This window comes from Streptomyces sp. NPDC059785 (genome assembly GCF_042732375.1).
Classification (GTDB): Bacteria; Actinomycetota; Actinomycetes; order Streptomycetales; family Streptomycetaceae; genus Streptomyces.
Window position 1 is genome coordinate 148554 of the sequence record NZ_JBHWHV010000011.1, and the last position, 24464, is coordinate 173017.

Annotated in this window: 22 protein-coding genes; 8 read left to right on the forward strand and 14 right to left on the reverse strand. The window is 72.2% G+C overall.

Annotated features, from left to right (window positions below):
* Positions 1-33: 33 nt before the first annotated feature.
* Both ACFV6E_RS11460 and ACFV6E_RS11465 read left to right on the forward strand, forming a co-directional pair.
* Positions 34-1140 carry a family 43 glycosylhydrolase gene (locus tag ACFV6E_RS11460; RefSeq protein ID WP_385460733.1) on the forward strand — a complete coding sequence of 369 codons (1107 nt, stop codon included), beginning with the start codon at positions 34-36 and terminating at the stop codon, positions 1138-1140.
* Complete coding sequence (locus ACFV6E_RS11465) at positions 1137-2558, forward strand: RICIN domain-containing protein (RefSeq protein WP_385460736.1); 1422 nt, start codon at positions 1137-1139, stop codon at positions 2556-2558. Before ACFV6E_RS11460 ends, ACFV6E_RS11465 begins: the two co-directional genes overlap by 4 nt.
* Positions 2559-2570: 12 nt before the next feature.
* On the opposite strand, the gene ACFV6E_RS11470 is transcribed toward ACFV6E_RS11465, so the two are convergent.
* Positions 2571-4250 (reverse strand): rhamnogalacturonan lyase B N-terminal domain-containing protein, encoded by a 1680-nt coding sequence (locus tag ACFV6E_RS11470; protein WP_385460739.1) that lies wholly within the window; start codon positions 4248-4250, stop codon positions 2571-2573.
* Positions 4251-4441: 191 nt separating this feature from the next.
* On the opposite strand from ACFV6E_RS11470, the gene ACFV6E_RS11475 reads away from it, so the two are divergent.
* From ACFV6E_RS11475 to ACFV6E_RS11485, 3 genes are all read left to right on the forward strand, one after another.
* Positions 4442-5566, forward strand: a complete 1125-nt coding sequence (locus ACFV6E_RS11475; protein ID WP_385460742.1) for a rhamnogalacturonan acetylesterase — start codon at positions 4442-4444, stop codon at positions 5564-5566.
* 200 nt (positions 5567-5766) lie between these two features.
* Complete coding sequence (locus ACFV6E_RS11480) at positions 5767-6579, forward strand: isocitrate lyase/phosphoenolpyruvate mutase family protein (protein ID WP_385160735.1); 813 nt, start codon at positions 5767-5769, stop codon at positions 6577-6579.
* Between the two features lie 99 nt (positions 6580-6678).
* On the forward strand, positions 6679-7095 hold the full coding sequence (locus ACFV6E_RS11485) for an NUDIX hydrolase (RefSeq protein WP_385160733.1): 417 nt from the start codon (positions 6679-6681) through the stop codon (positions 7093-7095).
* A gap of 41 nt (positions 7096-7136) precedes the next feature.
* Here ACFV6E_RS11485 and ACFV6E_RS11490 read toward each other — a convergent pair whose 3' ends face one another.
* From ACFV6E_RS11490 to ACFV6E_RS11510, 5 genes are all read right to left on the reverse strand, one after another.
* A complete protein-coding gene (locus ACFV6E_RS11490; protein ID WP_385160731.1) occupies positions 7137-7874 on the reverse strand; it encodes a hypothetical protein in 738 nt (245 codons plus the stop codon).
* A gap of 86 nt (positions 7875-7960) precedes the next feature.
* Positions 7961-9367, reverse strand: coding sequence for a hypothetical protein (locus ACFV6E_RS11495; RefSeq protein ID WP_385460745.1), 1407 nt, complete (start codon positions 9365-9367; stop codon positions 7961-7963).
* Positions 9368-9507: 140 nt separating this feature from the next.
* Complete coding sequence (locus tag ACFV6E_RS11500) at positions 9508-10311, reverse strand: alpha/beta fold hydrolase (protein ID WP_385460748.1); 804 nt, start codon at positions 10309-10311, stop codon at positions 9508-9510.
* On the reverse strand, positions 10304-10933 hold the full coding sequence (locus tag ACFV6E_RS11505; RefSeq protein WP_385460794.1) for a TetR/AcrR family transcriptional regulator: 630 nt from the start codon (positions 10931-10933) through the stop codon (positions 10304-10306). Before ACFV6E_RS11505 ends, ACFV6E_RS11500 begins: the two co-directional genes overlap by 8 nt.
* 116 nt (positions 10934-11049) lie before the next feature.
* The gene (locus ACFV6E_RS11510; RefSeq protein ID WP_385460750.1) at positions 11050-11796 is read right to left on the reverse strand and encodes an AraC family transcriptional regulator; all 747 of its coding nucleotides are present in this window, start codon (positions 11794-11796) and stop codon (positions 11050-11052) included.
* A gap of 186 nt (positions 11797-11982) precedes the next feature.
* On the opposite strand from ACFV6E_RS11510, the gene ACFV6E_RS11515 reads away from it, so the two are divergent.
* Positions 11983-13092 (forward strand): MFS transporter, encoded by a 1110-nt coding sequence (locus ACFV6E_RS11515; protein WP_385460753.1) that lies wholly within the window; start codon positions 11983-11985, stop codon positions 13090-13092.
* 102 nt (positions 13093-13194) lie between these two features.
* On the opposite strand, the gene ACFV6E_RS11520 is transcribed toward ACFV6E_RS11515, so the two are convergent.
* The gene (locus ACFV6E_RS11520; RefSeq protein WP_385160723.1) at positions 13195-13443 is read right to left on the reverse strand and encodes a helix-turn-helix domain-containing protein; all 249 of its coding nucleotides are present in this window, start codon (positions 13441-13443) and stop codon (positions 13195-13197) included.
* Positions 13440-14018 carry a Uma2 family endonuclease gene (locus ACFV6E_RS11525; protein ID WP_385460756.1) on the reverse strand — a complete coding sequence of 193 codons (579 nt, stop codon included), beginning with the start codon at positions 14016-14018 and terminating at the stop codon, positions 13440-13442. The genes ACFV6E_RS11520 and ACFV6E_RS11525 overlap by 4 nt, the downstream gene beginning before the upstream one ends.
* Before the next feature lie 163 nt (positions 14019-14181).
* Between ACFV6E_RS11525 and ACFV6E_RS11530 the strand changes: the two genes are divergently transcribed.
* Together ACFV6E_RS11530 and ACFV6E_RS11535 are read left to right on the forward strand one after the other, a co-directional pair.
* Positions 14182-15891, forward strand: a complete 1710-nt coding sequence (locus ACFV6E_RS11530) for a PHP domain-containing protein (RefSeq protein WP_385460759.1) — start codon at positions 14182-14184, stop codon at positions 15889-15891.
* Positions 15888-16403, forward strand: coding sequence for a hypothetical protein (locus ACFV6E_RS11535; protein ID WP_385460762.1), 516 nt, complete (start codon positions 15888-15890; stop codon positions 16401-16403). The genes ACFV6E_RS11530 and ACFV6E_RS11535 overlap by 4 nt, the downstream gene beginning before the upstream one ends.
* 26 nt (positions 16404-16429) lie before the next feature.
* Here ACFV6E_RS11535 and ACFV6E_RS11540 read toward each other — a convergent pair whose 3' ends face one another.
* The 6 genes from ACFV6E_RS11540 to ACFV6E_RS11565 form a co-directional block, all read right to left on the reverse strand.
* Positions 16430-17011 (reverse strand): hypothetical protein, encoded by a 582-nt coding sequence (locus ACFV6E_RS11540; RefSeq protein WP_385460765.1) that lies wholly within the window; start codon positions 17009-17011, stop codon positions 16430-16432.
* A 23-nt stretch (positions 17012-17034) separates the two neighbouring features.
* Positions 17035-19929 carry a glycoside hydrolase family 2 TIM barrel-domain containing protein gene (locus ACFV6E_RS11545; protein WP_385460767.1) on the reverse strand — a complete coding sequence of 965 codons (2895 nt, stop codon included), beginning with the start codon at positions 19927-19929 and terminating at the stop codon, positions 17035-17037.
* 59 nt (positions 19930-19988) lie between these two features.
* Positions 19989-20858, reverse strand: coding sequence for a carbohydrate ABC transporter permease (locus ACFV6E_RS11550; protein WP_385160711.1), 870 nt, complete (start codon positions 20856-20858; stop codon positions 19989-19991).
* Positions 20855-21820 (reverse strand): carbohydrate ABC transporter permease, encoded by a 966-nt coding sequence (locus ACFV6E_RS11555; protein WP_385160709.1) that lies wholly within the window; start codon positions 21818-21820, stop codon positions 20855-20857. Before ACFV6E_RS11555 ends, ACFV6E_RS11550 begins: the two co-directional genes overlap by 4 nt.
* A 20-nt stretch (positions 21821-21840) precedes the next feature.
* On the reverse strand, positions 21841-23103 hold the full coding sequence (locus ACFV6E_RS11560; RefSeq protein WP_385460770.1) for an ABC transporter substrate-binding protein: 1263 nt from the start codon (positions 23101-23103) through the stop codon (positions 21841-21843).
* A gap of 70 nt (positions 23104-23173) precedes the next feature.
* The gene (locus tag ACFV6E_RS11565) at positions 23174-24403 is read right to left on the reverse strand and encodes an ROK family transcriptional regulator (RefSeq protein WP_385460797.1); all 1230 of its coding nucleotides are present in this window, start codon (positions 24401-24403) and stop codon (positions 23174-23176) included.
* Between the last annotated feature and the right edge of the window lie 61 nt (positions 24404-24464).

Sequence of the window (24464 nt, forward strand, 5' to 3'; positions counted from 1 at the left end):
CGCGCCCGTCCCCACCTCCGGAGAGGTAGCTGTATGAGCCGCGCCGACGATCTGCCCGACCCCCCGGCCCGCAGACTGCTCCTGAAGGGCGCCCTCGCCGCAGGCGCCGCGCTCGCCGCCGCGCCCGGCGCGGCGTCCGGTACCGCCGAGGCGGCGGAGCCGGACGCGCCGCCGCTCGCCGCCGCCCCGTACCTCAACCCGCTCGTCCGCAACCGCGCCGACCCGCACATCCATCGCCACACCGACGGCCGGTACTACTTCACGGCCACCGCGCCGGAGTACGACCGGATCGTGCTGCGCCGCTCCCGCACCCTGAACGGCCTCGCGACCGCCACGGAGTCGGTGATCTGGCGCAAGCACGCCACCGGCGACATGGGTGCGCACATCTGGGCGCCGGAGATCCACCACATCGACGGCAAGTGGTACGTCTACTTCGCCGCCGCGCCCGCGAACGACGTCTGGGCGATACGCATCTGGGTCCTGGAGAACGCGAGCGCCGACCCGTTCCGGGGCACCTGGGTCGAGAGGGGCCAGTTGAGGACCGCCTGGGAGACCTTCTCCCTCGACGCGACCACCTTCACGCACCGCGGTACCCGCTACCTCGCCTGGGCGCAGCACGAACCCGGGATGGACAACAACACCGGCGTCTTCCTCTCCGCGATGGCGGACCCGGTGACCCTGACAGGACCGCAGGTCCGCCTCACCACACCCGAGTACGCGTGGGAGACGACCGGCTACAAGGTCAACGAGGGACCGTCGGTCATCCAGCGGGGCGGTCGGGTGTACCTGACCTACTCGGCCAGCGCCACGGACTTCAACTACTGCCTCGGGCTGCTCACCGCGGACGACGACGCCGACCTGCTCGACCCCGCCGCCTGGTCGAAGTCGCCCACGCCGGTCTTCACCAGCAACGACACGACCAAGCAGTACGGCCCCGGGCACAACTGCTTCACGGTCGCCGAGGACGGCCGCACCGACGTCCTCGTCTACCACGCCCGCCAGTACAAGGAGATCACCGGAGACCCGCTCGACGACCCGAACCGCCACACCCGTGTCCAGCCCCTGGGCTGGAAGGCGGACGGCACCCCCGACTTCGGCGTCCCGGTAGCCGACACCACGACGGAAGGGACCCCGTCATGAGACGCGCGTACGCAACCCTCGTGTCCTTCTGCGCAGCCTTCTGCCTGGCGCTCGCGGGCACGCTGGCGACCGCGGCCCCCGCCCAAGCCGCCCCACAGACCCTCACCAACGGCACCCAGTTCACCGACACGACCGGTGCGGCCGTGCACGCGCACGGCGGCGGTGTCCTCAAGGTCGGCTCCTACTACTACTGGTTCGGCGAGAACCGCAACGCCGACAACACCTTCCGGTACGTGGACGCCTACCGCTCCACGGACCTGAAGAACTGGGAGTTCCGGGCCCACGTCCTGAGCCAGTCCAGCAGCAGCGAGCTGGCGTCCGCCAACATCGAGCGCCCGAAGGTCATGTACAACGCGTCCACCGGCAAGTTCGTGATGTGGATGCACAAGGAGAACGGCACCGACTACAGCGAGGCGCGCGCCGCCGTCGCCACGTCCTCCACCGTCGACGGCGCCTACACCTGGCAGGGCAGCTTCCAGCCGCTCGGCCAGTACATGTCCCGCGACATCACCGTCTTCACCGACAGCGACGGCACCGGCTACATGGTCTCCGCCGCCCGTGAGAACTATGACCTGCACATCTACCGGCTGACCGCCGACTACACCGGCATCGCCGCCCTGGTCGCCAACCCCTGGCCCGGCGGCCACCGCGAGGCACCCGCCCTCTTCAAGCGCGGCAGCGTCTACTTCATGCTGACGTCGGGGGCCACCGGCTGGAGCCCCAACCAGCAGCAGTACGCGACGGCCACCTCGCTCGCCGGGCCCTGGTCCGCGATGACCAACGTCGGCGACTCGACGGCGTACGGCTCGCAGACCGCGTACGTGCTGCCGGTGCAGGGCACGTCGGGGACCTCGTACCTCTATCTCGGTGACCGCTGGGGGAACTCCTTCGGCGGGACGGTCAACGACTCCCGGTACGTGTGGGCGCCGCTGACCTTCCCGAGCTCCACCAGTCTGAGCATGAGCTGGTATCCGGAGATCACCGTCGACACCGCCGCCGGGACCGTCACCGGGACGAGCGCCACGTACGAGACGCTCGCGGCCCGGCACAGCGCCAAGTGCGCGGACGTCACCAGCCAGTCGCTGCTCGCGGGCGCGGTGGTCAAGCAGTACACCTGCAACGGCGGCGGCAATCAGAAGTACTGGTTCAAGTCGCTCGGCAGCGGCTACTACGCGCTGATGGCGCGGCACAGCTCCCTCTGCCTGACCGAGAACGCCTCGAACGTCACGCAGGAGAACTGCACCGCGGCCACCGCCCAGCAGTGGAGCGTGACCGCGTCCGGGAGCTACTGGCTGCTCAAGTCCCGGGCGACCGGCGAGTGCCTGGACGTGTCCGGCGCGTCCACCGCCGACTCCGCCGCCGTCATCACGTACACCTGCAACGGGGCGACCAATCAACAGTGGACGCGCGGGACATGACGCATCAACCTCTCAGGCCAGCAGGTCGATCGCGTCGATCGCCGTGCCCGCGCTGAGATAGGACGTCGTCCCCGAACCGCTCGCCACGTAGATCTTCAGCGTGTTGTAGGCGCTGGTGTCCGTCAGCCAGGCGGACGCCGGCACGCTGTAGGTGAACGTGTTGTTGTTGCCCCGGTAGGAGCCCACGGTCAGTGACCGGGTGCTCGGCTGGGTGGGCGGGGAGGGGACGGCGGAGGTCCAGGTGTCGTTGATCACGACCTGCGGGCGGCCGTTGGCGTAGGCCGTCGTCACGCCGATGCGCAATGTGTGCGCGGCGGCGGCCTGCGCTGCGGTCAGCTTGAAGTAGACGATGATCCCGCTGTTGACGTCCTTCCACAGGTAGCAGGGGAAGGCCGAGGTCTCGGTGCCGCTGCCGATCACGACGTTCCCGGTCCAGGAGGAGGCGCGCACGTCGGACGGGTGCGCGTACGTCATCAGGTCGGCGTTCTTGAAGCCGCTCGGCGTGCCGTTCCAGTCGTTGATGCGCCAGATCACGCTCGCGTTGCCCGGATCGTTCGTTGACGGGATCGCAATCGTGTTGAGCGTGGTCGTCGTGTTCGCCGAGACCATCACCGAGCCGGTGTAGACGGCGAGTTCACCCTTGAAGACGGTCAGCGTGTACGTCCCCGGGAGCACCCCGGCGATCGAGAAGTAGCCGTCCGACGACCGCGCCGCACCCCAGTACTGGGCGGCCGAGTTGGCCAGCCCCACGGTGTACGCGAACGACGTGTTCCGGCCCGTGATGCCCACGCCCGCGACCCGGCCCCGGCCGCTCGCGGACACGTATCCGGAGAGGCCGAGCGAGTCCGCCCAGGACGTGGTCAGGGTGCCCGGGTAGAGCGAGGACGAGGGCGCGCCGCCGTCCGTGAAGGCGATGACGTAGGGGCCCTGGAGGCCAAAGCGCTCCGACTCGGTCTGGTTCTCGCCGTAGTACAGGATCTCGTACAGGCCGCCGCCGCCGGACTCCTGGTGGCGCAGCAGCGAGCGGTAGAACGGGCCGCCGGACGCCTTCTCGTGGTTGGAGCGGACGATGTAGAGACCGACGCTCCCGGTCGTCCAGCCGATGTAGTTGTAGTCCATCACCCGCAGCTTCGAGTAGTGCTTGGAGCGGGTCTGGCCGTCGGTCTTCGCGAAGACGTCGGAGGCTTCGATGGTGGTCGGCGCGTAGGTGTACGAGTCCGGCTCGTCGTTGAGGAACAGGCCCGCCTTGACGCGGACTATGTACCGGGTGGCCGAGACCGAGGTGTCGGCCTTGTTGGTCCATACATACACGTTGTTCTCGCCGCTGCGGGCCGCGTAGTACAGCTTGAGCGTGCCGTACGTGACGGAGACCAGGATCGTCGTGCCGGACTGGGTGATGGTCACCGTGGAGGTGCCGAGCCCTGACTCGACGTGGCTGTTCTTGCCGCCGTAGCCCTGGTACTCCGTGCCCCGGTAGACCAGTGAGGTGAGGTCGCCGTTGGTCTTGCTGACCTTGAGGACGAGGTTCGCGCCGGTGTCGATCACGTAGTTCGAGCCGTCGTCGGTCCAGCCGAAACTCGCCGCGGCGGCCGGGGCGGCGAGCGGTCCTGCCAGGGCGGCCGAGCCGGCGGCGGCCGCGGTGCCGAGCACGAAGGCACGGCGTCGGACCGGTCTGTTCACGGATCCGGACATGGGGGTGCCCTCCTCCGGGAGGTGTGGGGGTTGCGGGTGCCTCGCAGGGTGACAGTCGAATCGACTTCGCGAAAGGGCTTTCGCGAGGCTGGTGTTGGAGATCGCATCGAATCTGGTCATGGTCTAGAAAGCGCTTGCTCAAACGGGTACGGTCCAGCCCCCGGGTCTGTCGTCCTCTCGGAGGAGCCGCAATGACACGTTTCAGAACCGCCGCTGTCGCCAGAACCGCCGCCGTCGCCAGGACCACTGCCGTCGCCAGGGCCGCCGCGGCTGTCAGAACCGCCGCCCTGCCGGTGACGCTGGCCGCCGCCGCGCTGCTGACCGCCGTACCGGCCCACGCGTACGCGTACGGACAGGCGCCCGGCACCGGCGCGGGCCTGTCGCACTGCACGGCCACCGCCTGCCACTTCGACGTCGCGCCCGGCACGTACGACGTGCGGGTGGTCCTCGGCGGTGACACCGCCGCCGCCACGAGCGTCGGCGGCGAGACGCGCCGCTCCCTGCTCCCGGAGACCGCCACCGCCGCCGGTGAGCGCGTGACCCGCTCCTTCACCGTGAACGTCCGCACCCCCGAGGGCGAACCGACCGGCGCCGAGGGCACACCGGGGCTCGACCTGGTGCTCGGCGGCTCCGCGCCCGCGCTCTCCGGCATCCGCGTCACCCCGGCCCGGCACCCCAGGCAGATCTTCCTGGTCGGCGACTCGACGGTCTGCGACCAGCCCGGCGACCCGTACAGCGGCTGGGGCCAGCAACTGCCGCAGTTCCTCCGCCAGGACCTGTCCGTCGCCAACTACGCCGACTCCGGCGAGAGCACGGTCAGCTACCTCGCCGACCCCCGTCTCTTCGACACCGTCAAGCCGCTGATCCGCCCGCACGACCTCGTCCTCGTCCAGCTCGCCCACAACGACAAGACGACGGACGAGGCGACCTACCGGGCCAACCTGGAGGCCCTCGTCGCCGGCGTCCGGGAGAAAGGTGGCCAGCCGGTTCTTGTCACCCCGATCGTCCGGCGCTGGTTCAATACGGACGGCACGCTGAACAACGACACCGCCCTGCTGGTCAACGGCCTCGGCGTGAACCATCCGGCGGTGATCCGCGAGGTCGCCGCCGCGCACCGGGTCCCGCTGATCGACCTCACCGCCGAGACGAAGGCCCTCGTCGAAGCGCTCGGCGTCGAGGAGTCCAAGGCGCTGTACCTCTACGACGAGAAGCGCGACAACACCCATACCTCCGCACACGGCGCCACCGTCTACGCGGGCCTGGTCCGCGACGCGCTCGTCGCCCAGCGGCTGCTGCCCGAACGCCGCGTGCGGTGAACCAGACGCCTGGGGCGCCCCGTCCGGAACCGGGGCGTCCCAGGTCCGGCCCCTCCGAGTCGGCCCCGGCGCCCGCGCCCCGGCCGGCGCCGTAAGCCCGGAACCGCGCGCCCGGCGCCGTAAGCCCGGAACCGCGCGCCCGGGATCGCGCCCCGCACCGTTCGGCCGGGGCCGAAGTGTCGCGCGGCTACCGTCCCGGTATGAGCGAACCGCCGCCCCGCGCCGGGGCCCCGACCGCCTTCGCCGATCTGCACCATGGGGACACGCCCCTCCTGCTGCCGAACGCCTGGGACCACGCGTCGGCCGTCGCCCTGGCAGCCCAGGGCTTCCCGGCGGTCGCCACCACGAGCCTCGGCGTGGCCGCGGCGGCCGGGCTGCCCGACGGCGCTCCGGCGGGGCGGGAGGCGACGGTGCGGCTCGTCCGGGCGCTGGGCCGGGGCCCGTCGCCGCTCCCGTTCCTGCTCTCGGCCGACGCCGGTGACGGCTTCGCCGAGGACCCGGACGACGTGGCCGAGCTGGCCCGGGAGCTGGCGGACGCCGGGGCCGCCGGGATCAACCTGGAGGACGGCCTCGGGCCCGCGCGCCTGCACGCGGCGAAGATCCGTGCGGTCAAGGCCGCCGTCCCCGGCCTCTTCGTGAACGCCCGCACGGACACGTACTGGCTCGGCGACGGCGATCACGCCGAGACGTGCCGCCGCCTGGACGCCTACCGGCAGGCGGGCGCGGACGGCGTGTTCGTCCCCGGCCTGACCGACCCCGCCCGCATCACCGAACTGACCGGGACGCTGGACGTGCCGCTGAACATCCTCTACTCACCCGCGGGCCCGACCGTCGCCCGCCTCGGCGACCTCGGCGTACGGCGGGTCAGCCTCGGCTCCCTGCTGTTCAGGCGGGCCCTGGGCGCGGCCCTGGAGGCCGCCGCAGACATCCGTGCGGGGCGCCCGCCGAACGGCGCCGCCCCGTCGTACGCCGAGGTGCGGGCGCTCAGTGCCCGAGCCTCCGAGCGCCGGTGAACACGGGTCCCGTACGGCCCGATCCTGGTACCGTTGACGCTTTCCCGGGTATCAGACCCTGTGGATTCCCAACCGGCCAGGAACCGAGGAACCATGGACATGGACATCCCCGGAGACAAGCGGCTCGCGGCCGCCGTGGTGCTCGACCAGGGACGGGTCCTGCTCGTCCGGCGCAGCGTGAGAGAGCGCTTCCTGCCCAGGGTGTGGGGGGTGCCGTGCGGGAAACTGGAACCGGACGAAAGCCCCCGCGACGGTGTGCTGCGCGAGCTGAAGGAGGAGACCGGTCTCCTCGGCGAGGTCGTCCGGAAGGTCGGCGACTCCTCCTTCGTCAGCGAGTACCGCGGCCACGAGATCAAGAACTGGCAGGACAATTTCCTGGTGCGGCCGCTGACCCGGCACATCGTCCTGCCCGAGCCGGACCAGGCGTACGCCTGGCTGACGCCCGCCGAGCTGTCCGGCGTCGACATCGACGCCTACAACCTGGACATCGTGCGCCAGGCGCTGCCGCTCACCTGACCCCCCGGGCCCGGTCTCCCCCCGCGTCTCCGGGCCCGTGCTCAGCCGATCTCCGGGCCCGCCTTGACCAGTTCCGCCAGCGCGGTCAGCGCTGCCAGGTACTCGCCCTCGTCCATCGGCACCTTCGGCACGGCCGCCGGGTGCGGACCGGCCCCCGTGAACACGTCGGTGGTGGCCCGCCGTCCGGCCCCCGTCTCCAGGAACAGCGTCACCGTCGGCCCCGCCGTGTCGCTCCACGCGCGGTGCAGCGTGTGGGCGGGCAGCGCGTACGTGCTGCCGGCCGCGTACTGCGCCACATGGGTCAGACGCAGCCGCGCCGGACCGGCCGGCGCCAGCAGCCAGTCCGCCGCCGCACCGGACAGCGACTCCTCGTAGCGGTCCGCCGGTATCTGGCCGTCGGGGCGCGGCTCGTACAGCTCCATGGTCAGCCGGCCGCGCACGACGCAGGAGGCCAGCGCCGAGCGGTGGTTGTGGATGTCCTCCCGCCCGGCCGCGCTCCCGCCGGCGTGCCACACGTGGGCGCGCAGCATGTGCCGGGGCCCGCCGTCGATCAGCAGCAGCTTGTCGAAGCCGAGGACGTGCCGGTACGAGAGGCGGGCGCAGCCGGCCGGGTCGCCCTCGCCGGAGGCGAGCTCGGCCGTCAGCTCCCACAGCCGCTCCGGGGAGCCGAGCGCGGCGACGACCGAGCGGGCCGCGGCCGCCAGCTCGTGCTCGGACAGCACCTCGTCCAGTGTCCCCGTCAGCAGCCGCCGCGCCGCCACAACCTGCCGACCACCCATGCACACCCCTCGTACCGCTTCCGTGCTTCGGTCTCTCGTGCTTCACCCGCGCGCCCGCGGCGCCCGGTGCGCCGGCTCCGCGCCCGTCAGGCCTCCGGCTGGTACATCCATACGGCATGCGCCCGCAGCGCCGAAAGACCTTGGTAGGTCATCCACATGGGACGGCGCAGCTCACTGGTGTCGTCGCGGACCCAGGTCCAGATGCCGTCCGTCTGCCCCGCCCACACGGCGGCCGCCGCGCCGTCCAGCCGCTCCCGCCAGCCGTCCTCCAGACCGTCCGCGCGGGCGATCTCCCGGGCGGACGGGGTGAGCAGCGCCCGGACGACCCAGGCGGCGGTGAAGTGCCGTACGTTCAGCACCTCGTGGCGCGTGGGGTCGTCGGTGCGCGGCCTGCGCACCTCCTCCCGTACGTTCTCCAGGTCGAGGCAGGCGTCGTGCGGGGCGTCGGGGCAGGCGAGCAGCCAGCGGACGCCGTCCTCCCGGGCGGCGCGGGCGTTGGCGCTCTCGCCGAGCACCCGCGCGGCCCGGTCCAGGGCGACCACGGCCTGCGCGGTGTGCAGCGGCGACGGGCGGCGGCCCGGACCGGTGAGGCGGTAGGCCCAGCAGCGGCGGTGGTCCCGGCGCGGATCGGTGATCGCGCCGTCGACCAGGGTCTCGCGCAGCAGCGGCAGCGCGTCGGACCCGGGCGCGGCCCGCAGCAGACCGCGCAGCACGGTGGTGAGCACGTGCGTCAACTCCCGTGCCGCCCGGTCGAGTTCCCGGGTGAAGGCGGCCTCGCACAGGGCGACCTCGGCCGTCAGCCGCTCCTGCGAGGCGCCCGCCCTGGCCAGCGCGCCGAGGACCAGCGCGGTCACCTCGGGCCGCGCCTGGGCGCCCTGCGACCGCGCCGACCAGCCCCCGCCCGGCAGCCGCAGCCGCCACAGGGTGTCCACCAGGTCGCCGGTGGACAGCCGGCCGTCGGGCACGCCGAGGTCGAGCGCGATGTGCAGCCCGTAGGCCGTGCCGACGGGGGTCGGGGGCGCCGGAGTGCCCGCGCCCGTGCCCGCGCCCGTGCCGTCGGCCGCGCCGGGGCCCCTGCCGTCGCCGGTGCTCTCGCCGAGCGAGTGCGGCCAGCCGGTCAGCCGTCCCCGCACCGGGTCGTCGACGACCGCGACCTGCCCCGCGAGGGTCTCGTACGCCGCCGAGAAGACGCCCGGCAGCGGACCCGGGCCCGCCAGGGGCGTGCGCGGGAGCGGGCGGCGCGTGCCTGCGTCGGCCTGCTCGGTGCCGCGCGCTCGCACCAGGGCCGCGGCCAGCCAGGTGGCGACCGCCGTGCCGGCCCCGCTGACGCCCGGGATCAGATAGTGGGCGAGCTGTCCGTCGACGCTGTCCGGCAGCACCTCGAAGAGGAACTGGAACACGCCGTAACCGGCGGCCAGGCAGCTGAGGCCGCCGAGCCAGCCCACCAGCCGGGCGGATCCGCTCGGTGCGGGTGGTGTCGAGCCGGATCTCAACGGCCTCCGGCGTAACTGCTGTTGAGACACGGACGCGCTCCCTCCCCCGCGGCGGCACAGGGCACCGGCGAAGCTTTCAGTCTACGAGATCGCCGGATTCCGCATGGCGGTGACAACGCTCCGAGGGCGTTCGCCCCTGCTCACTGTCCCGTTCGCAGCAGGACCTCGGTCAGGAGACCGGCGAACTCGGCCGGATGCCCGACGGCGCCGAGGTGGCCGCCGGGGAACTCGGCGAGACCGGCACCGCAGAGCCGGGCCGCCGCCGCGGCCGTACGGTGCGGCAGTTGCCCCTTCGAGCCGGCGCCCGCGCCGAGCGTGAGCCGGCCCGACAGGGCCCGCAGGGCGCCCACGTCCGGCGCGTACCCGGTGAACGGGACCAGGACGTGCGCGAGGAAGAGCGCGAACGGGCTGGCCGCCTCCTCCTCCGGGGACAGGGGGTCGCCCCCGGGCAGCGGTCCCGGCGCCCGTTCCTCCAGGCCGGCCCCGAGCCGGGCGCCCGCCGCATCGAGACCCGCCGCCCGGTACGCGGCGTACACCTCCTGGAACATCGCCCGCTGCCCGGCCGCGTCCGGCAGCACCTCCACCACCGGCGGCTCGTGCGCGACGACGTGCCGCAGGCCCTCCGGGTGCCGGGCGAGCAGATCGAGCGCGGCGACGCCCCCGGAACTCGTACCGAAGACGTACGCCTGCCCGCCCCGCGGCACCACTCCGGCCAGCACCCGGTGCGCGCCGTCGCTCCATGCCCGCACCCGCTGCTCCCCGACGGGCCGCCCGAGCCGTCCGTGGGCGAGGCCCAGCGGGTCGTACGTCACGACGGTGAACCGCTCGGCGAGCCGGCCGGTCAGCTCCTCCAGCCCCATCGGGTGCCCGGCCCCGCCCGGCAGGACCAGCAGCACGGGCCCGGTGCCGCGGACGTCGTGGTCGTCGGCGACCTGCTCAGTCATCGGGTGTCTCCTTCGGGGAAGCCGGGGAAGCCGGGGAAGCCGGGGAAGCGGGCGCCGTGCGCGGCCAGTTCTCCAGCAGGACGTGCAGGGCGTCGAGCGAGTTCGCCCAGGAGGCCGCCACCTCGCGCGGGGCGCCGAACCCGCCGATGGACTCCAGGTGGCAGTAGCCGTGGAAGGTGCTCCGCAACAGCCGCACGGCGTCGGTGAGATCGGGCTCGGCGAGGCCGTAGCCGCGAAGCATGCCGTACGTGACCTCGGCGGTGCGCCGGGGTACGGGGGAGCCGACGACCACGGCGGGGTCCTGCTGTACGTGGGTGGCCCGGTACCGCCCGGGGTGCTCCAGGGCGTACGCGCGGTAGGCGTCCGCGAACGCGACGAGCGCGTCCTTGCCCGCCCGCCCGGCCACCGCGGCGGCGATCCGGTCGATCATCTCGCCCGCCGCGAGCAGCCCGACCCGCGCCCGGAGTTCCTGGGCGCTGCGCACGTGCGAGTACAGGCTCGCGTCCTTCACCCCGAACCGGCGGGCCAGCGCCGACACGGTGACGTGCTCGAAGCCGACCTCGTCGGCGAGGTCTGCGCCGGCCGCCACCAGCCGGTCGGCGGTGATCCCCGCGCGCGCCATCATCATCGGTCTCCGCTCCCCTCCGTGCGCGGAAGCTCCGGGCACGGCGAAGACGCTATACGAAGGAAACTAGAGGCTCTAGGTATTTACCTGGGTGGCCTATGGTCGAGGCCGTGTCAGGGGCGTCGCAGGTACGACCCGGGGGTGTGGCCGAAGGCGCGGCGGAAGACGTTGATGAAGGCGCTCGCCGAGGACCAGCCGCAGCGGTGGGCGACCGTCGTGACGGGGGCGCCGTCCGCCAGCAGCCGCAGCGCGTGGTACAGCCGCGACTGCGTGCGCCACTGCGGGAAGGTCATGCCGAACTCGGACCGGAAGAGCCGGCTGAGGGTGCGTTCGCCGGCCCCGGTGGCGGCGGCGAGGGCGGCCAGCGTACGGGTGTCGGCGGGGTCGGCGTGGACCAGCGCGCAGACGGCCGCCAGCCGGGGGTCGTCCGGCGTCGGCAGGTGCACGGCCCGCTGCGGCGAGGCGCGCAGCCGGTCGCGCAGGACGGCCCGCAGGCGGCCGCGTTCGGGGCTGGTGTCCGCGGGGTCGGCGGTGTAGGCGACGATCAGCTCGCGCAGCAGGGGGCCGACGGTCAGGACCGTGGGCACGTCGAGGCCGAGCGGGTTGTCGTCGGCGGGCAGGCCGACCAGGTGCAGGTCGAGTTCGCCGTGGGCGCGGTGCGCGTGCACGGTGCCCGCCGGGACCCAGATCGCCCGGTTGCCGGGCGCGAACCACGTACCGGCGTCGGTGGTGACGGCCAGGACGCCGGAGCCCGCGTAGACGATCTGGTGCTCGTCGTGGCGGTGCGCGTCGATGTGCTCCCCGGCGGCCAGCGTCCGTGCGTGGGTCGGGGCGTGCGGGGTGTGGCGGACGTTCGACACAGGTTGGCATTTTATCGGAAGCGCGACAGGCAGTGCCGCGGCGACGATCGACGGGTGCTGATCCGTCGAGAACCCCACGTCCCACCGTCCGGTGAACAGCGGTCAGGGCAGGCGGCACCCGGACCGGGTGCCGGGCCGCCCGCCGGTGGGCGGCCGCTGACGCTCCTGTCCTTCGGGCATGCCTGCGTGGACGTCCACCAGGGCGCGGTGGCCGCGCTGGTGCCGTACTTCGTCGCCGAACGCGCCTACACCTACGCCGCCGCCTCCGGCATCGTGCTCGCCGCCTCGCTGCTCTCCTCCGTCATCCAGCCGCTGTTCGGGGCGCTCACCGACAGGTGGGCCATGCCGTGGCTGCTGCCGGTCAGCACGCTGGCGGCCGGTGCGGGCGTGGCCCTCAGCGGCGTCGGCGACTCCTACGCGCTCACCCTCGCCGCCGTAGCCGTGTCCGGCGTCGGTGTCGCCGCCTACCATCCCGAGGCCGCCCGGGTTGCCCGCCGGGCGGGCGGCGGCCGGCACACGGCCATGGCCTGGTTCTCCCTCGGCGGCAACCTCGGCTTCGCCGCCGCGCCGCTGCTGGTCTCCGCCGTCATCGCCGCCGGCGGCCTCGGGGCGTCCCCGCTGCTGGTCGTCCCCGCCCTGGCGGGGGCGGTGCTGTGCCTGCTGGCTCTACGTCAACTCGGTACAGATGCACATCAGTTGGCGGGCGCGCCGGCCAAGGTGGTGACCGACCGGGCCGGTCACGACGACTGGGGCTCCTTCCTCAAGCTGTCCGGCGCGATCGTCTGCCGGTCGGTCGTCTTCGTCGGCCTGAGCGCCTTCATCTCGCTCTACGTGCGCGAGCGCACCGCGGGGGGTACGGCCGCCGGTACGGCCGCCCTGTCCGTGCTCTACCTCGGCGGCGCCGTCGGCACGGTGGCCGGGGGCAGGCTCGCCGAACGGTACGGCCGCATCAGGGTCGTGCGGTGGTCGTACGCCCTGTCGGTGCTCGCCGTCGCGGGCGTCGTCCTCGTACCCGGACCGCCGCTCTACCTGTTCGTCGCCCTCACCTCGGCGGGCCTGTACGTGCCGTTCTCGCTGCACATCACGCTCGGCCAGGACTATCTGCCCCGGCGGGTGGGCACGGCGAGCGGCGTCACGCTGGGGCTGGCGGTCAGCGTCGGCGGCCTGGCGAGCCCGCTGATCGGCACGCTGGCCGACGCGACGTCCTTGCGGACGGCCCTCACCCCGTTGATCGTCCTGCCCGCCGTCGGGTGGCTGTTCCTCCGGACGCTCCGGGAGCCGGGCTCAGCCGCGTGAGGCGAACGCGACGAAGTCCGCCCATGCGGCGGGAGAGAGACCGAGCCGGGGCCACTGGTGTTCAGCTCCGCGCCGCCGGCCCGCCCGGCCCGACACCTTTCTTCAAGACGGTGTGGGCGGAGATCGCCGTACCGCCGGAGAAGTCTCCTCCGGGCTTGAGGTGAAGGTGACCGTCAGCCGGCAGTCCAGTGCCGATGCGATGCGCTCCAGCAGCGCCAAGGTGGGGAGGTCTCGCCCGGACTCGATGCGTGAGATGGCGGCCTGCCCGGTGCCGGCGAGTTCGGCCAGATGCGCCTGGGACATGCCCCTCTGTCTGCGCCAGAACCGCACCAGACCGGCCGTGTCGTTCACCGCCCGGTGTCCTGGCTGTAGCGGGGCAGGGCGGCAGTGTCGATCTTCCAGTCGGCGACGGTGATGATGTCCGAGAACGTGTAGTGCTGCCTGTTGTCGTACGTGGGCGCGCCGGTGCGCCGGGTCGGCGCCCAGTGGTGGACGGCACTGCCGTCCCTGGGGTCGACGATCAGGTAGTGCGGCACCCCCATGGCCGGATAGTCCCGCAGCTTGCCCTCGTAGTCGTTGCTGGGGTTGGACCGGGAGACGATCTCGATCACGAGGTGGCAGCGGCGGGGATCGATCGCATCGCTCTCGGCCGTGGCCTCTTCCTCATCGATCACGACGAGGTCGGGTACCCGCAGAACGCCGAGTCCCGGATCCTCCATGTCGGTTTCCAGCATGAGGACCAGGTCCGCACTCAACTGGGGCTCCAGCTGCGTACGCAGGCGGTGGGCGACGAGCTGATGCTGCTTCTTCGGGCTCATCATCATCAGCAGCTGTCCGTGGCTGATCTCCGGCCAGGCCAGCGGCTCGGGCTTGTCGAAAGCCTCACGGAACTCACGCAGATGCCGGTAGCTGCTCTGTTCCGTCATTCCTCCACCGTACATGACGAAATCATCATGGGTGCGGGGGGCGAGCCGCCGCACCCATGCCGCCGGACGATCATCCCGGTGTCGTTCAACGTTCACGTTTCGCCTCGATTCTCCTCACGCGGCCATCGGTCACGCCGGACAGAGCGGACAGAGGAGAGAGCACATGGGTCACTCGCACGGGCACGGGCATCACCACCATCACGACCACGGTCACGAGGGGGCGGCGCTGCCCGCCGCCTTCGACACCTCCGTGCCCGACGAGGCGCTGAGCCCCGAACAGCAGTCGCGCCGCGGGCTGCTGCGCCGCGCGGGTCTGCTCGGCGCCGGCCTGGCGGCGGGCAGCGTGCTGGCGGGCACCGCCGGTGCCGCGCCCGCGGTGGCCTCCTCCGCTGCGTCCTCCAGGAGCGGCCGGCGCGGCAACGGCTTCCTCTGGCTGGCCGGCGACCACCACATCCACACCCAGTACAGCAGCGACGGCAAGTACCGCGTCGTCGACCAGGTCCGCCAGGGCGCCCGCAACGGCATGGACTGGCTGGTCATCACCGACCACGGCAGCGCCACCCACGCCAAGATCGGCGTGGAGAAGGTCAACCCGGACATCAAGGCGGCCCGTGCCGCGTACGAGGACACCCTCGTCTTCCAGGGCCTGGAGTGGAACATCCCGGCCGCCGAGCACGGCACCGTCTTCGTGCACCCGGGCAGCAACGAGGTCTCCGTCCTCAAGCAGTTCGAGACCGGCTACGACGGCGCCGTGAAGAGCGCCACCTCCTCCTCCGCCGCCAACGAGGCGCTCGCCGTCGCGGGCCTCTCCTTCCTCTCCGACCAGGTGAAGCGGCGCAAGGTCAAGGACGCGCTGATGCTCGCCAACCACCCGGCGCGCAAGGGCATCGACTCCCCGCACGAGATCCGCGCCTGGCGCGACGCGACGCCCGCGAGCCACCGCATCGCCGTCGGCTTCGAGGGCGCCCCGGGCCACCAGGCCGGCGGCCTGCCCACGCCGCTCGGACCCGGCGGGGCGCGCGGCATCTACGACAACAGCCCGAGCGCCGACTCCTTCGCGGCCTACCCGCTGGAGAGCTACCGCACCTGGGGCGGCTTCGACTGGATGACCGCCACCGTCGGCGGTCTGTGGGACAGCCTGCTCGCCGAGGGCAAGCCCTGGTGGATCACCGCCAACTCCGACTCCCACCAGGTCTACGCCGACACCGCGGCCCGCGGCGGCGGCGACTTCGACGCCAACGGCAGGTACGACGACCCGGTCTACGGCGGCCGGATCGACATCACGCAGAGCGACTTCTTCCCCGGCCAGTACAGCCGCACCCACGTCGGCGCGGACGGCTTCTCCTACGCCGCCGTCATGGACGGCATCCGGGCCGGCCGGATCTGGGTCGACCACGGCCGGCTCATCAGCGGCCTCGACGTCCGCGTCTCCGGCGGCAGCCGCTGGGCCACCCTCGGCGGCGCGCTGCACGTCAAGAAGGGCACCAAAGTCACGCTGACGGTGACCGTGGCGCTGGCCGGCGGCCCCAACTGGGCGGGCTTCGTGCCCGATCTGGCCCGCGTCGACGTCATCCAGGGCGACGTCACCGGCGAGGTCAAGGACAAGGACACCTTCACCGCGCCGACCGCCAAGGTCGTCAAGTCGTACGAGGTCAACAAGTCCACCGGCACGGTCCGGCTGACGTACGAGCTCGGCCGGGCCGACCGTCCGGTGTACGTCCGGCTGCGCGGCACGGACGGCAACCGCTCCGCCGTCGGCGTGAACGGCAAGGCCGTCGACCCGGCGGGCCCGGCCATCGACGTGGTCGGCGACGCCGATCCGTGGACAGACCTGTGGTTCTACTCCAACCCCGTGTGGGTCCTGCCCTCGTGAACAGGCCGTACGCGGTCGGGGTGCGCGCGGGCCTGCGGAGCCTCGCCGAGGCCGACCACCTGCTGCGCACCCTCGCGCCCGTACTCCCGCTCGCGGAGCCGGAGTTCGGCTGCACCCACCTGGTACGGGGCGACCGGCCGCAGGTCGCCCTGTCCTTCTCGGTCCCCACCGAGGCGCTGCTGAGCACCGTCCGACAGCGCCTCGCGGACCAGGGGTACGAGGCGGTGCCCGGGGTGCCCGACGCGGTGGGCCGCGCGGTGCTGTACCCGGGCGCGGCGCGGCTCACCGGCACGCTGACGGTCGCGGAGGTCCTGTCCGCCTCCGCGATCGACCGCGTGACCGTCCTCGGCTCGCCGGGACCGGTCGACCCGGACCAGCGCCTGGTCACCCGGGACCACGTACGCCCGCAGTGGCAGGACGGCGAGCTCGTCCTCGCCGCCATGCCCGCCGTGGGCGGCACCCTGGCCCCCTTCGAGGTACCGAACCCGACGCCGTGCTGCGCGAACCACTAGGACCCTGAGCACACGGTGCCGGGCGGCTACGCGCAGACGCAGGAGGCGCGCAGCGCGCCGAAGGCGTGCCACACCGCGTCGTCGTCCGTCGCCGTGTCGAACACCCTCGGCGCGAAGGCGCCGTCGTCCGCCCGGACGACGTAGCACCGGGCGAGGAAGAACAGGCCCCACCACTCCCGCACGTGCCCGCGCAGCAGGGTCCGCCCGCAGCCGGCGCAGGCGAGCCACGGCACCAGGTACAGCTCCTCCGCGGGCGCGCCGTCCGGCAGCACGGACGCCGCGGGGAGCGGTTCCCGGTCACCGTCGGCGAAGAGCCGCAGCCCCGAGGGCGGCAGCGGGGCCGCCGGGAGGGCGGCGAGCCGGTCGCCGACCTGGTCCCAGACGGTCCACTCCTGGGCCAGCACGGCGATCTCGGCCCGCGCCGGTCCGCTCACCGCGACCCCCTGCCCGGACAGCCGGTCGACCAGGAGCAGCAGGCCGGACTCCTGCTCCCCGATCTCCCGGCAGCCCCGGACCTCCTCGGCCTCCTCCTCCGACGGCAACAGGGCGGCCACCCGGCTCCAGACGGCGTCCTGGTCGTCGTACGGGGGAAGGTCCTGATCGTTCATGGTCGGGAATCGTACGTGGACGGTCAGTCGCCGGTGGCGGAGAAGACGAACGAGAACTCCGCGGGCGCGGCGTGCAGTTGATAGGCCGGGAGGACACCCGGGCCACAGGACTGGGAGCCGATGCCGTGCTGCGCGTGGTCGAGGTTGACCCACACCGTGTCGCCGGGCTCCAGATCGGTCAGGTGGTCCGCCGCGTCGAGCTGTTCGGTCGTCCAGCGGCGGGCCGTGAACCAGAACTCCGGATCGCCCTCGATGCGCAGCCCGCCCAGCTCCGCCCAGCGCACATCGGCCCGCGCGCCGTTCTCCTGCGGACGCACGTACGGCGTCTGGAGGGCGTCGACCGTGGACTCGTGACGGCCGATCAGCGAGGCCGACCTCGTGTCCGGGTACGCCTCGCCGGGGCCGCCGCCGAACCAGGTCACCCGGTCCGCGGTCGCGGGCAGCCCGAACCGGATGCCGAGCCGGGGCAGCGGCACCGGCCAGTCGCCCTCCGGGCCCACGGACACCGTCAGCCGCAGCCGGGTGCCGTCCGACGTCCACCGGTACACCGTGCGCAAGCCGATCTCCCAGCCCGCGGGCGCCACCCGGGCCCGTACGGTCAGCGCGTCCCCGCCCGGCTCCACGGCGTCGGTCCGGTGCCGCATCCGGTGCAGCCCGAACTTGCGCCAGAGCTGCCCCCAGCGGGTGTCGGACTGCCAGGACGCGCCCTCGTCGTTGTCCGTCGGCGCCCGCCACACGTCCAGGCGCAGCCCCGTGACGCCGACCCCGGCGATCGTCCGCGGCGCACCGGTGCGGGCGTCGAAGACGGCCGGGCCGAGGGTGATCGTCCGGTCGCCGGGCACGGGCGGGGACGACGGGGCCACGGGCTCAGGGCGCGCCCCGGCCACCGGGAGCTGCGCCCAGGCGACCAGGTGCCCCTTCGGGCCCCACGCGGTGTCCTCGGCCAGCACCGCCCGTACCGTCCACCCGGTCTCCGCGCCGCGCCCGTCGGCCGGCGGTGCGGGCAGCTTCAGGTCGGCCGACTCGCCGGGCGCGAGCGGCGGCACCACCAGCGTTCCCGCCTCGGCGGTCTCCCCGCCGACCTGGTACGACCACTCGAAGGCGAGCGCCGACAGGTCCGCGAAGTCATGGGCGTTGGCGACCCTGACCGTGCCCGCGGCGCCGTCGCCCCCGATCCGGACCGGCTCGATCACCTTCTTGTACTCGACGAGCCCCGGCGACGGCGTCCGGTCGGGGAAGAGCAGCCCGTCGCAGACGAAGTTGGCGTCGTGCAGTTCCTCCCCGAAGTCCCCGCCGTACGCGAACCCGTACCGCTCGTCACGGACGCCGTGGTCGATCCACTCCCAGATGAAGCCGCCCTGGAGCCGTTCGTACGTCTCGAAGAGGCGCTGGTAGTCGGCGAGTCCGCCGGGGCCGTTGCCCATGGCGTGCCCGTACTCGCAGAGGATGAAGGGCAGCGTGCGGCGCCTGGCCGTGCCGCCGTCCAGGCCCCGGCCGATCCGCTCCACCTCGGCGTGGTCCGCGTACATGCGGGAGTAGACGTCCGTGTCACGGCAGTCGATGTCGCCCTCGTAGTGGATCGGGCGTCCGGCGTCACGGGCGCGGATCCACTCGGCCATGGCGGTGAGGCCGCGGCCCGTGCCCGCCTCGTTGCCCAGCGACCACATGATGACCGACGGGTGGTTCTTGTCGCGCTCGACCATCCGCGCGGCCCGGTCGAGGAGGGCGGGCGTCCAGCGGTCGTCGTCCACCGGGTTGTCCCGCCACGCCTGTTCGGTGAAGCCGTGGGTCTCCAGGTCGCACTCGTCGATCACCCACAGCCCGTACTCGTCGCACAGGCCGAGGAAGGCCGGGTGCGGCGGATAGTGGGAGGTGCGCACGGCGTTGACGTTGTGCCGCTTCATCAGCAGCACGTCCTGGCGCATGGTGTCGAGGTCGAGGGCGCGGCCGTGCTCCGGGTGCCACTCGTGCCGGTTGACGCCCCTGAAGAGGACCGGCCGCCCGTTGACCTTGATCAGCCCGTCCTCCAGGGCGACCGTGCGGAAGCCGATCCGCAGCGGCACCCGCTCGCCCCCGGTGGCCAGTTCGCCGTCGTACAGGTGCGGCGTCTCGGCGGTCCACGGGCGCACCGGCACGGTGACGGACTCGCCGGTCGCGACGTCGATACCGAGGCCGGGCACGGTGATCCGGCCGTCCACGTCGGAGTCGACGCGGAGCGTCCCCTCGCCCGTCACGTGGTCGTAGGAGGAGTGCACGAAGAAGTCCAGGGCGCAGGCCGCGGGGCGGTGCAGCAGCGTGACGTCCCGGAAGATGCCCGGCAGCCACCACTGGTCCTGGTCCTCCAGGTACGAACCCGCCGACCACTGGTGGACGCGGACGGCGAGCACGTTCCCCGACGGCTTCAGCAGGTGCCCGACGGTGAACTCGTGCGGCAGCCGTGACCCCTTGAACTCGCCGATGTCCGTGCCGTTCAGCCAGATGCGGGCGCAGGACTCCACGCCGTCGAAGCGCAGCACCGAGCCGCCCTCGGCGGGCCAGTCGTCCGGCAGGTCGAAGACGCGCAGATGGTCGCCGGTCGGGTTCTCGGTCGGTACGTGCGGCGGGTCGACCGGGAACGGGTAGAGGTGGTTGGTGTAGATCGGGCGGCCGAAGGCGCCGTCGCCCTGGAGGACCCAGTGCCCCGGCACCGCGACCTCCGGCCAGTCCCCGGCGTCGTACCCCTCGGCGGCGAACGAGTCGTCCTGGGCGTCGGCGGTGGGGGACAGCCGCAGCCGCCAGTTTCCGTTCAGGGACAGGGACGCCGCGTCCGAGCGCGCGTACCAGGCGCGCGGCGGCAGGGCGCCGCCGCCCGGTGAGACGTCCTCGACGTAGTCGGTGGCGGACGGTGACGGGACCTCGGGGGAGGTGCGGAAGGACATCGGTCTCCAGATCGTGAAAGGGCCTGGTCGTGGTCGTGGGAGGACTTACGGGGAACGGGTCAGCCCTTGATGCCCGTCTGCGCGATCCCCTGCACCAGCCAGCGCTGGAGGAAGAGGAACACGAACACCAGGGGCAGGATGGACACGGCCGTGGCCATGAAGATCAGATGGAAGTTGACGGTCTGGTTGGTCATGTACGAGGAGAGCGCGACCTGGACCGTCCAGGCATCGGGGTCCTGGCCGATCACCAGCGGCCACAGGAAGGCGTTCCAGCCGCTGATGAAGGTGATCGTGGCGATCGCGGCGAAGAAGTTCAGCGAGTTGGGCACGACGATGCGCCAGTACGCGCCCCAGTGCCCGAGCCCGTCCACGCGTGCCGCCTCCTCCAGCTCCTTGGGGAACCCCAGGAAGTACTGCCGGAACAGGAAGCAGGTGAAACCGCTGAAGAGCCCCGGGATGATGAGGCCGCGCAGACTGTCCACCCAGCCGAGCGACGAGACCAGCACGAAGCTCGGTACGAAGGTGACGGCGGACGGCACCATCAGGGTCACCAGGACCGCGTAGAAGACCTTGTCGGCGTGGCGGTAGGGGATGCGGGCCAGCCCATAACCGGCCAGCGAGCAGACCAGCAGGGTGCCCAGGGTGTGCAGCACGCCGACGACCGCCGAGTTCCACAGCGAGCGGGCGAAGGGCACCGTCGAGTCGGTGAACAGCTCCCTGACGTTGCCCCACTGGAGGTCGGTGGGGAAGAACTGCCAGTTCTCGCCGGTGATCCCGGCGTCGGTGGACAGGGCGTTGCGCACGAGCAGGTAGAAGGGGACCAGGAAGAGCAGGGCGGCGACGCCGGTGGCGACGTAAAGGCCGGTGGAGGACAGGACACCGGCGCGCCTTCGCCGTTTCCCGCCGGACGCGGGCACGGTGGCGGTCATCGGACGCCCTCCCCTCGTCCGAAGCCCAGGAACCGGCCCTGGGCCAGCGTCACCAGGCAGATCAGCAGGGTGAGGATCACGGCGCCCGCGCTGCCCGCGCCGTAGTCCTGCGCCTGGCCGAGCGCGGTGTAGTACAGCTCGACCAGCGGCGGGCGGCCCCAGGTCGTCTTCGACAGCAGGTTGAAGAACTCGTCGAACGCCTGGTACGCGGCGACCAGCAGGAGCAGGATCACGGCGGCCGAGGTGGCCCGCAGCTGCGGCAGCGTGATGTGCCGGAAGGTCTGCCAGCCGGGCTTTGCGCCGTCGATGGCGGCGGCCTCGTAGAGCACCGGCGGGATGTTCTGGAGCGCCGCCAGGAACAGGATCATGTAGAAGCCCGCTTGCAGCCAGAGCCGGGCGGTGACGATGACCAGCCAGTACCAGGGCGGGTCGGGGTTGGCGAGCCAGGCGATGTTGTCGACGCCGAACCAGCCGAGGACGGTGTTCGCCAGGCCGAATCGCACCCCGCTGAAGATCGACATCTTCCAGATCAGCGAGGCGGCGACGTAGCTGCACGCCGTGGGCAGGAAGAACACGGACCGGAAGAAGGCCCGCATGAAGCGCAGCCGGTTCACCATCAGCGCGAGCGCCAGCGACAGCGCCCAGGTCACCGGCACGATGATCACGGCGAAGACGGTGAAGGTGACGAGGGCGCCGGTGAAGCCGTCGTCCGTCAGCATCTGCCGGTAGTTGTCGAAGCCGATGAACTTGTCGGGCGTGACCGTGAACCGGGCCTCGAAGAAGCTCAGCCACAGACTCCAGCCGATCGGCACGTAGACGAAGATCACCAGGCCGGCGAGGAACGGGCCGGTGAAGAGCCAGAAGTTGAGGGTGTTGCCGCCGCGGAGCCTTCGTCGTGGCGGGGTCCGCCGCTTCTCGGCCGGGGCGGGGCGCGTGACACCGCGCGTCGTGGTGGTCGACATGTCGAGAACCGCCCGCCGGCCTATCCGAAGAGCTTCTTCAGCTCGCGGTTCACGGTCTTGTCGGCCTTGTCGAGGGCGGCCTCCGGGTCCCCGTCCTTACGGACGCAGTCCGCGAAGACGTCCTCCATGGCGGTGATCATCGACTGGGTCCAGCCGATGTTGTCGAAGTGCCCGAACTCGTTGAAGAGCCGGACGCCTTCGGCGGGCAGTCCGGTCTTGAGCTTGTCGGCGGACCCGGCGAGCGAGGTGCGCGGCGGGATGTGGAAGCCGTACGAGAGCGCCCAGTCCTCCTGGTAGTTCTTCTGGTCGATCCACAGCCACTTCACGTACTCCTTGGCCAGGTCGACGTGTCTGCCCTTGGCGTTGACGAACATCGACCAGCCGCCGTTGTAGACCGACTGCTTTCCGGCGTCCGTGACCCTGGGGAACGGGAAGATCCCGATGTCGTCGCCGAGCGCCTGCTGCATCGCGGGCATGGCCCACATGCCGCAGAACTGGATGGCGGTCAGGCCCTGGTTGAGCGCGGAGGGGTCCCAGTAGTCGGCCGGGGCGTCGAGCAGCAGGTCCCCGCTGGTGAACAGCGTCCGCAGCTTCTTCAGCCCCTCCTTGACGCCCTCGGTGTGGTACGCGATCCCGTTCTTCTCGTCCAGGGTGTCGGCGCCCGCCGACCAGATCATGGGGCTGATGACCGCGTGCAGGTCGTTGCCGAGGAAGGCGCCCTTGACCTTGCCGGTGGTGAGCTTCGCCGCCGCTTCTATCAGCTCGTCCAGGGTGGTCGGCGGCTCGACGCCCGCCTTCTCGAGGAGCGACTTGCGGTAGAAGAAGAACTGCGGGTCGTCGATCATTCGGACGCCGTAGATCTTTCCGTCGACCGTGTGCGAGGTGATGTCGGCCGGGTTGAAGTCGTCCTTCACCGGGGCTATGAGGTCGTCGAGCGGCTCCACCTGGCCGCTTCTGACGAGCTGGATCTGCGGGTGGAACTCGAACACGTCGGGCGCGTTCTCGGTGAGCAGCGTCGCGAACAGCTTGCTCTCGAAGTCGGACCCGGTGATCCACTGGGTGGTGACGTTCGCCCCGTCGTACGCCTTCGCGTACCGCTTGATCGCCTGTTCGGTGCCGGTCTCGCCGTAGGCGTGGAAGTACTGCACCAGGTTCTTGCCCGAACCGCCGCCCCCCGAGCGGCCGTTGTTGCCTCCGCAGGCGGCCAGGGAGCCCAGCGCGGCCAGGCCCGCTCCCGCCCGGAGCACCGATCGACGATCCCACTTGCTGCTCATTGCCGACATGACAGACGTCCTTGTCTCTAGTACGGCTGCGGCTCTGATTAGCGGTGCGGTGCGGGACGCTAACCTTCGGCTAAGGCTTCGGCAAGGGGTTGGACGAAGCCCCTGCGCGACGGCCGCCCGACGACAGGGCGCCTTCCAGGGCGAAGGTCGCGGCGCCCAGGCAGACCGGATCGGTCGGGATGGGGGAGAGGACGATCTCCGTGGCGGCCAGCGGCCGGGGCAGCGCGTGCCGGGCGACGGCCTCGCGCACCTCGCGCAGCAGCGGCTCGCCGAGGGCCGCCGCGACCCAGCTGCTGAGCACGACCACCTCGGGGTTCAGCAGGTTCACCAGGTCGGAGACGGCGGCGCCGAGATAGCGGGCGGTGTTCCTGACGACCTCCAGCGCCACCTGGTCGTCCGCGGCGGCCCCGCGGGCCAGCGCGTCGACCGTGGCCGTCTGGTCCTCGGAGTGCAGCAGCGCGCTGTCCGGACTCGACTCCCGCAGATTCAGCATGATCCCGGGCGCGCCGACGTACGTCTCCACGCACCCGTGCTTCCCGCAGTGGCACAGCCGCCCGTCGAGGACGAGGGTCGTGTGCCCCCACTCGCCCGCGCTGTTGCTGACCCCCCGGTGCACCCCGCCGCCGAGCACCAGGCCCGCGCCCACCCCCGTACCGAGGTTGACGACCACGGCGTCCCCGCGCCCGCGGGCCGCGCCGAACCACAGCTCGGCGACCGCGCAGGCCCGCAGCGGGTTGTCCAGGTACAGCGGGTGCGTGATGTGCTCGGCGAGCAGATCGAGGAGCGGCACGTCGTGCCAGTCCCAGTTCGGGGCGTACTCGCACACCCCGGTCGCCCGGTCGACCTGCCCCGGCACGCTGACCCCGACGCCGAGGACCCGCGCGCCGTCCACCCCGGCCCGCGCGACCACCGCCCCGACGGCCGCCGCGACATGACCGACGACCTGCTCGGGGCGGCTCTCGCCGGGCCGTATGTGCTCGTCGGCGCGCGCCAGCACACGGAGCCCCAGGTCGAACAGCTCGACCCGGACGTACGTCTCCGCGATGTCCACGCCGATCAGCGCACCGCCCGCCGCGTGCACGCCCACCAGACCGCGCGGCCGGCCCCCCGCCGAGTCCTCGAACCCGGCCTCGGTCACCATGCCAAGATCGATCAGCTCCCCCACGAGCGTGGCGACCGTCGCCAGACTGAGCCCGGTGGCGGCCGCCAGCTCCTGCCGTGAGGTGGGCGACTCGGCGATGATCTGACGCAGCACCTCGTAGCGGTTCGCGGTACGGATGTCGCGCGACGTGCGCTTGATCGACGACACGGTTTCCCTCGATCTCTCCCGGCCATGGCGGGACGCGGCGGCCATGGCGAGG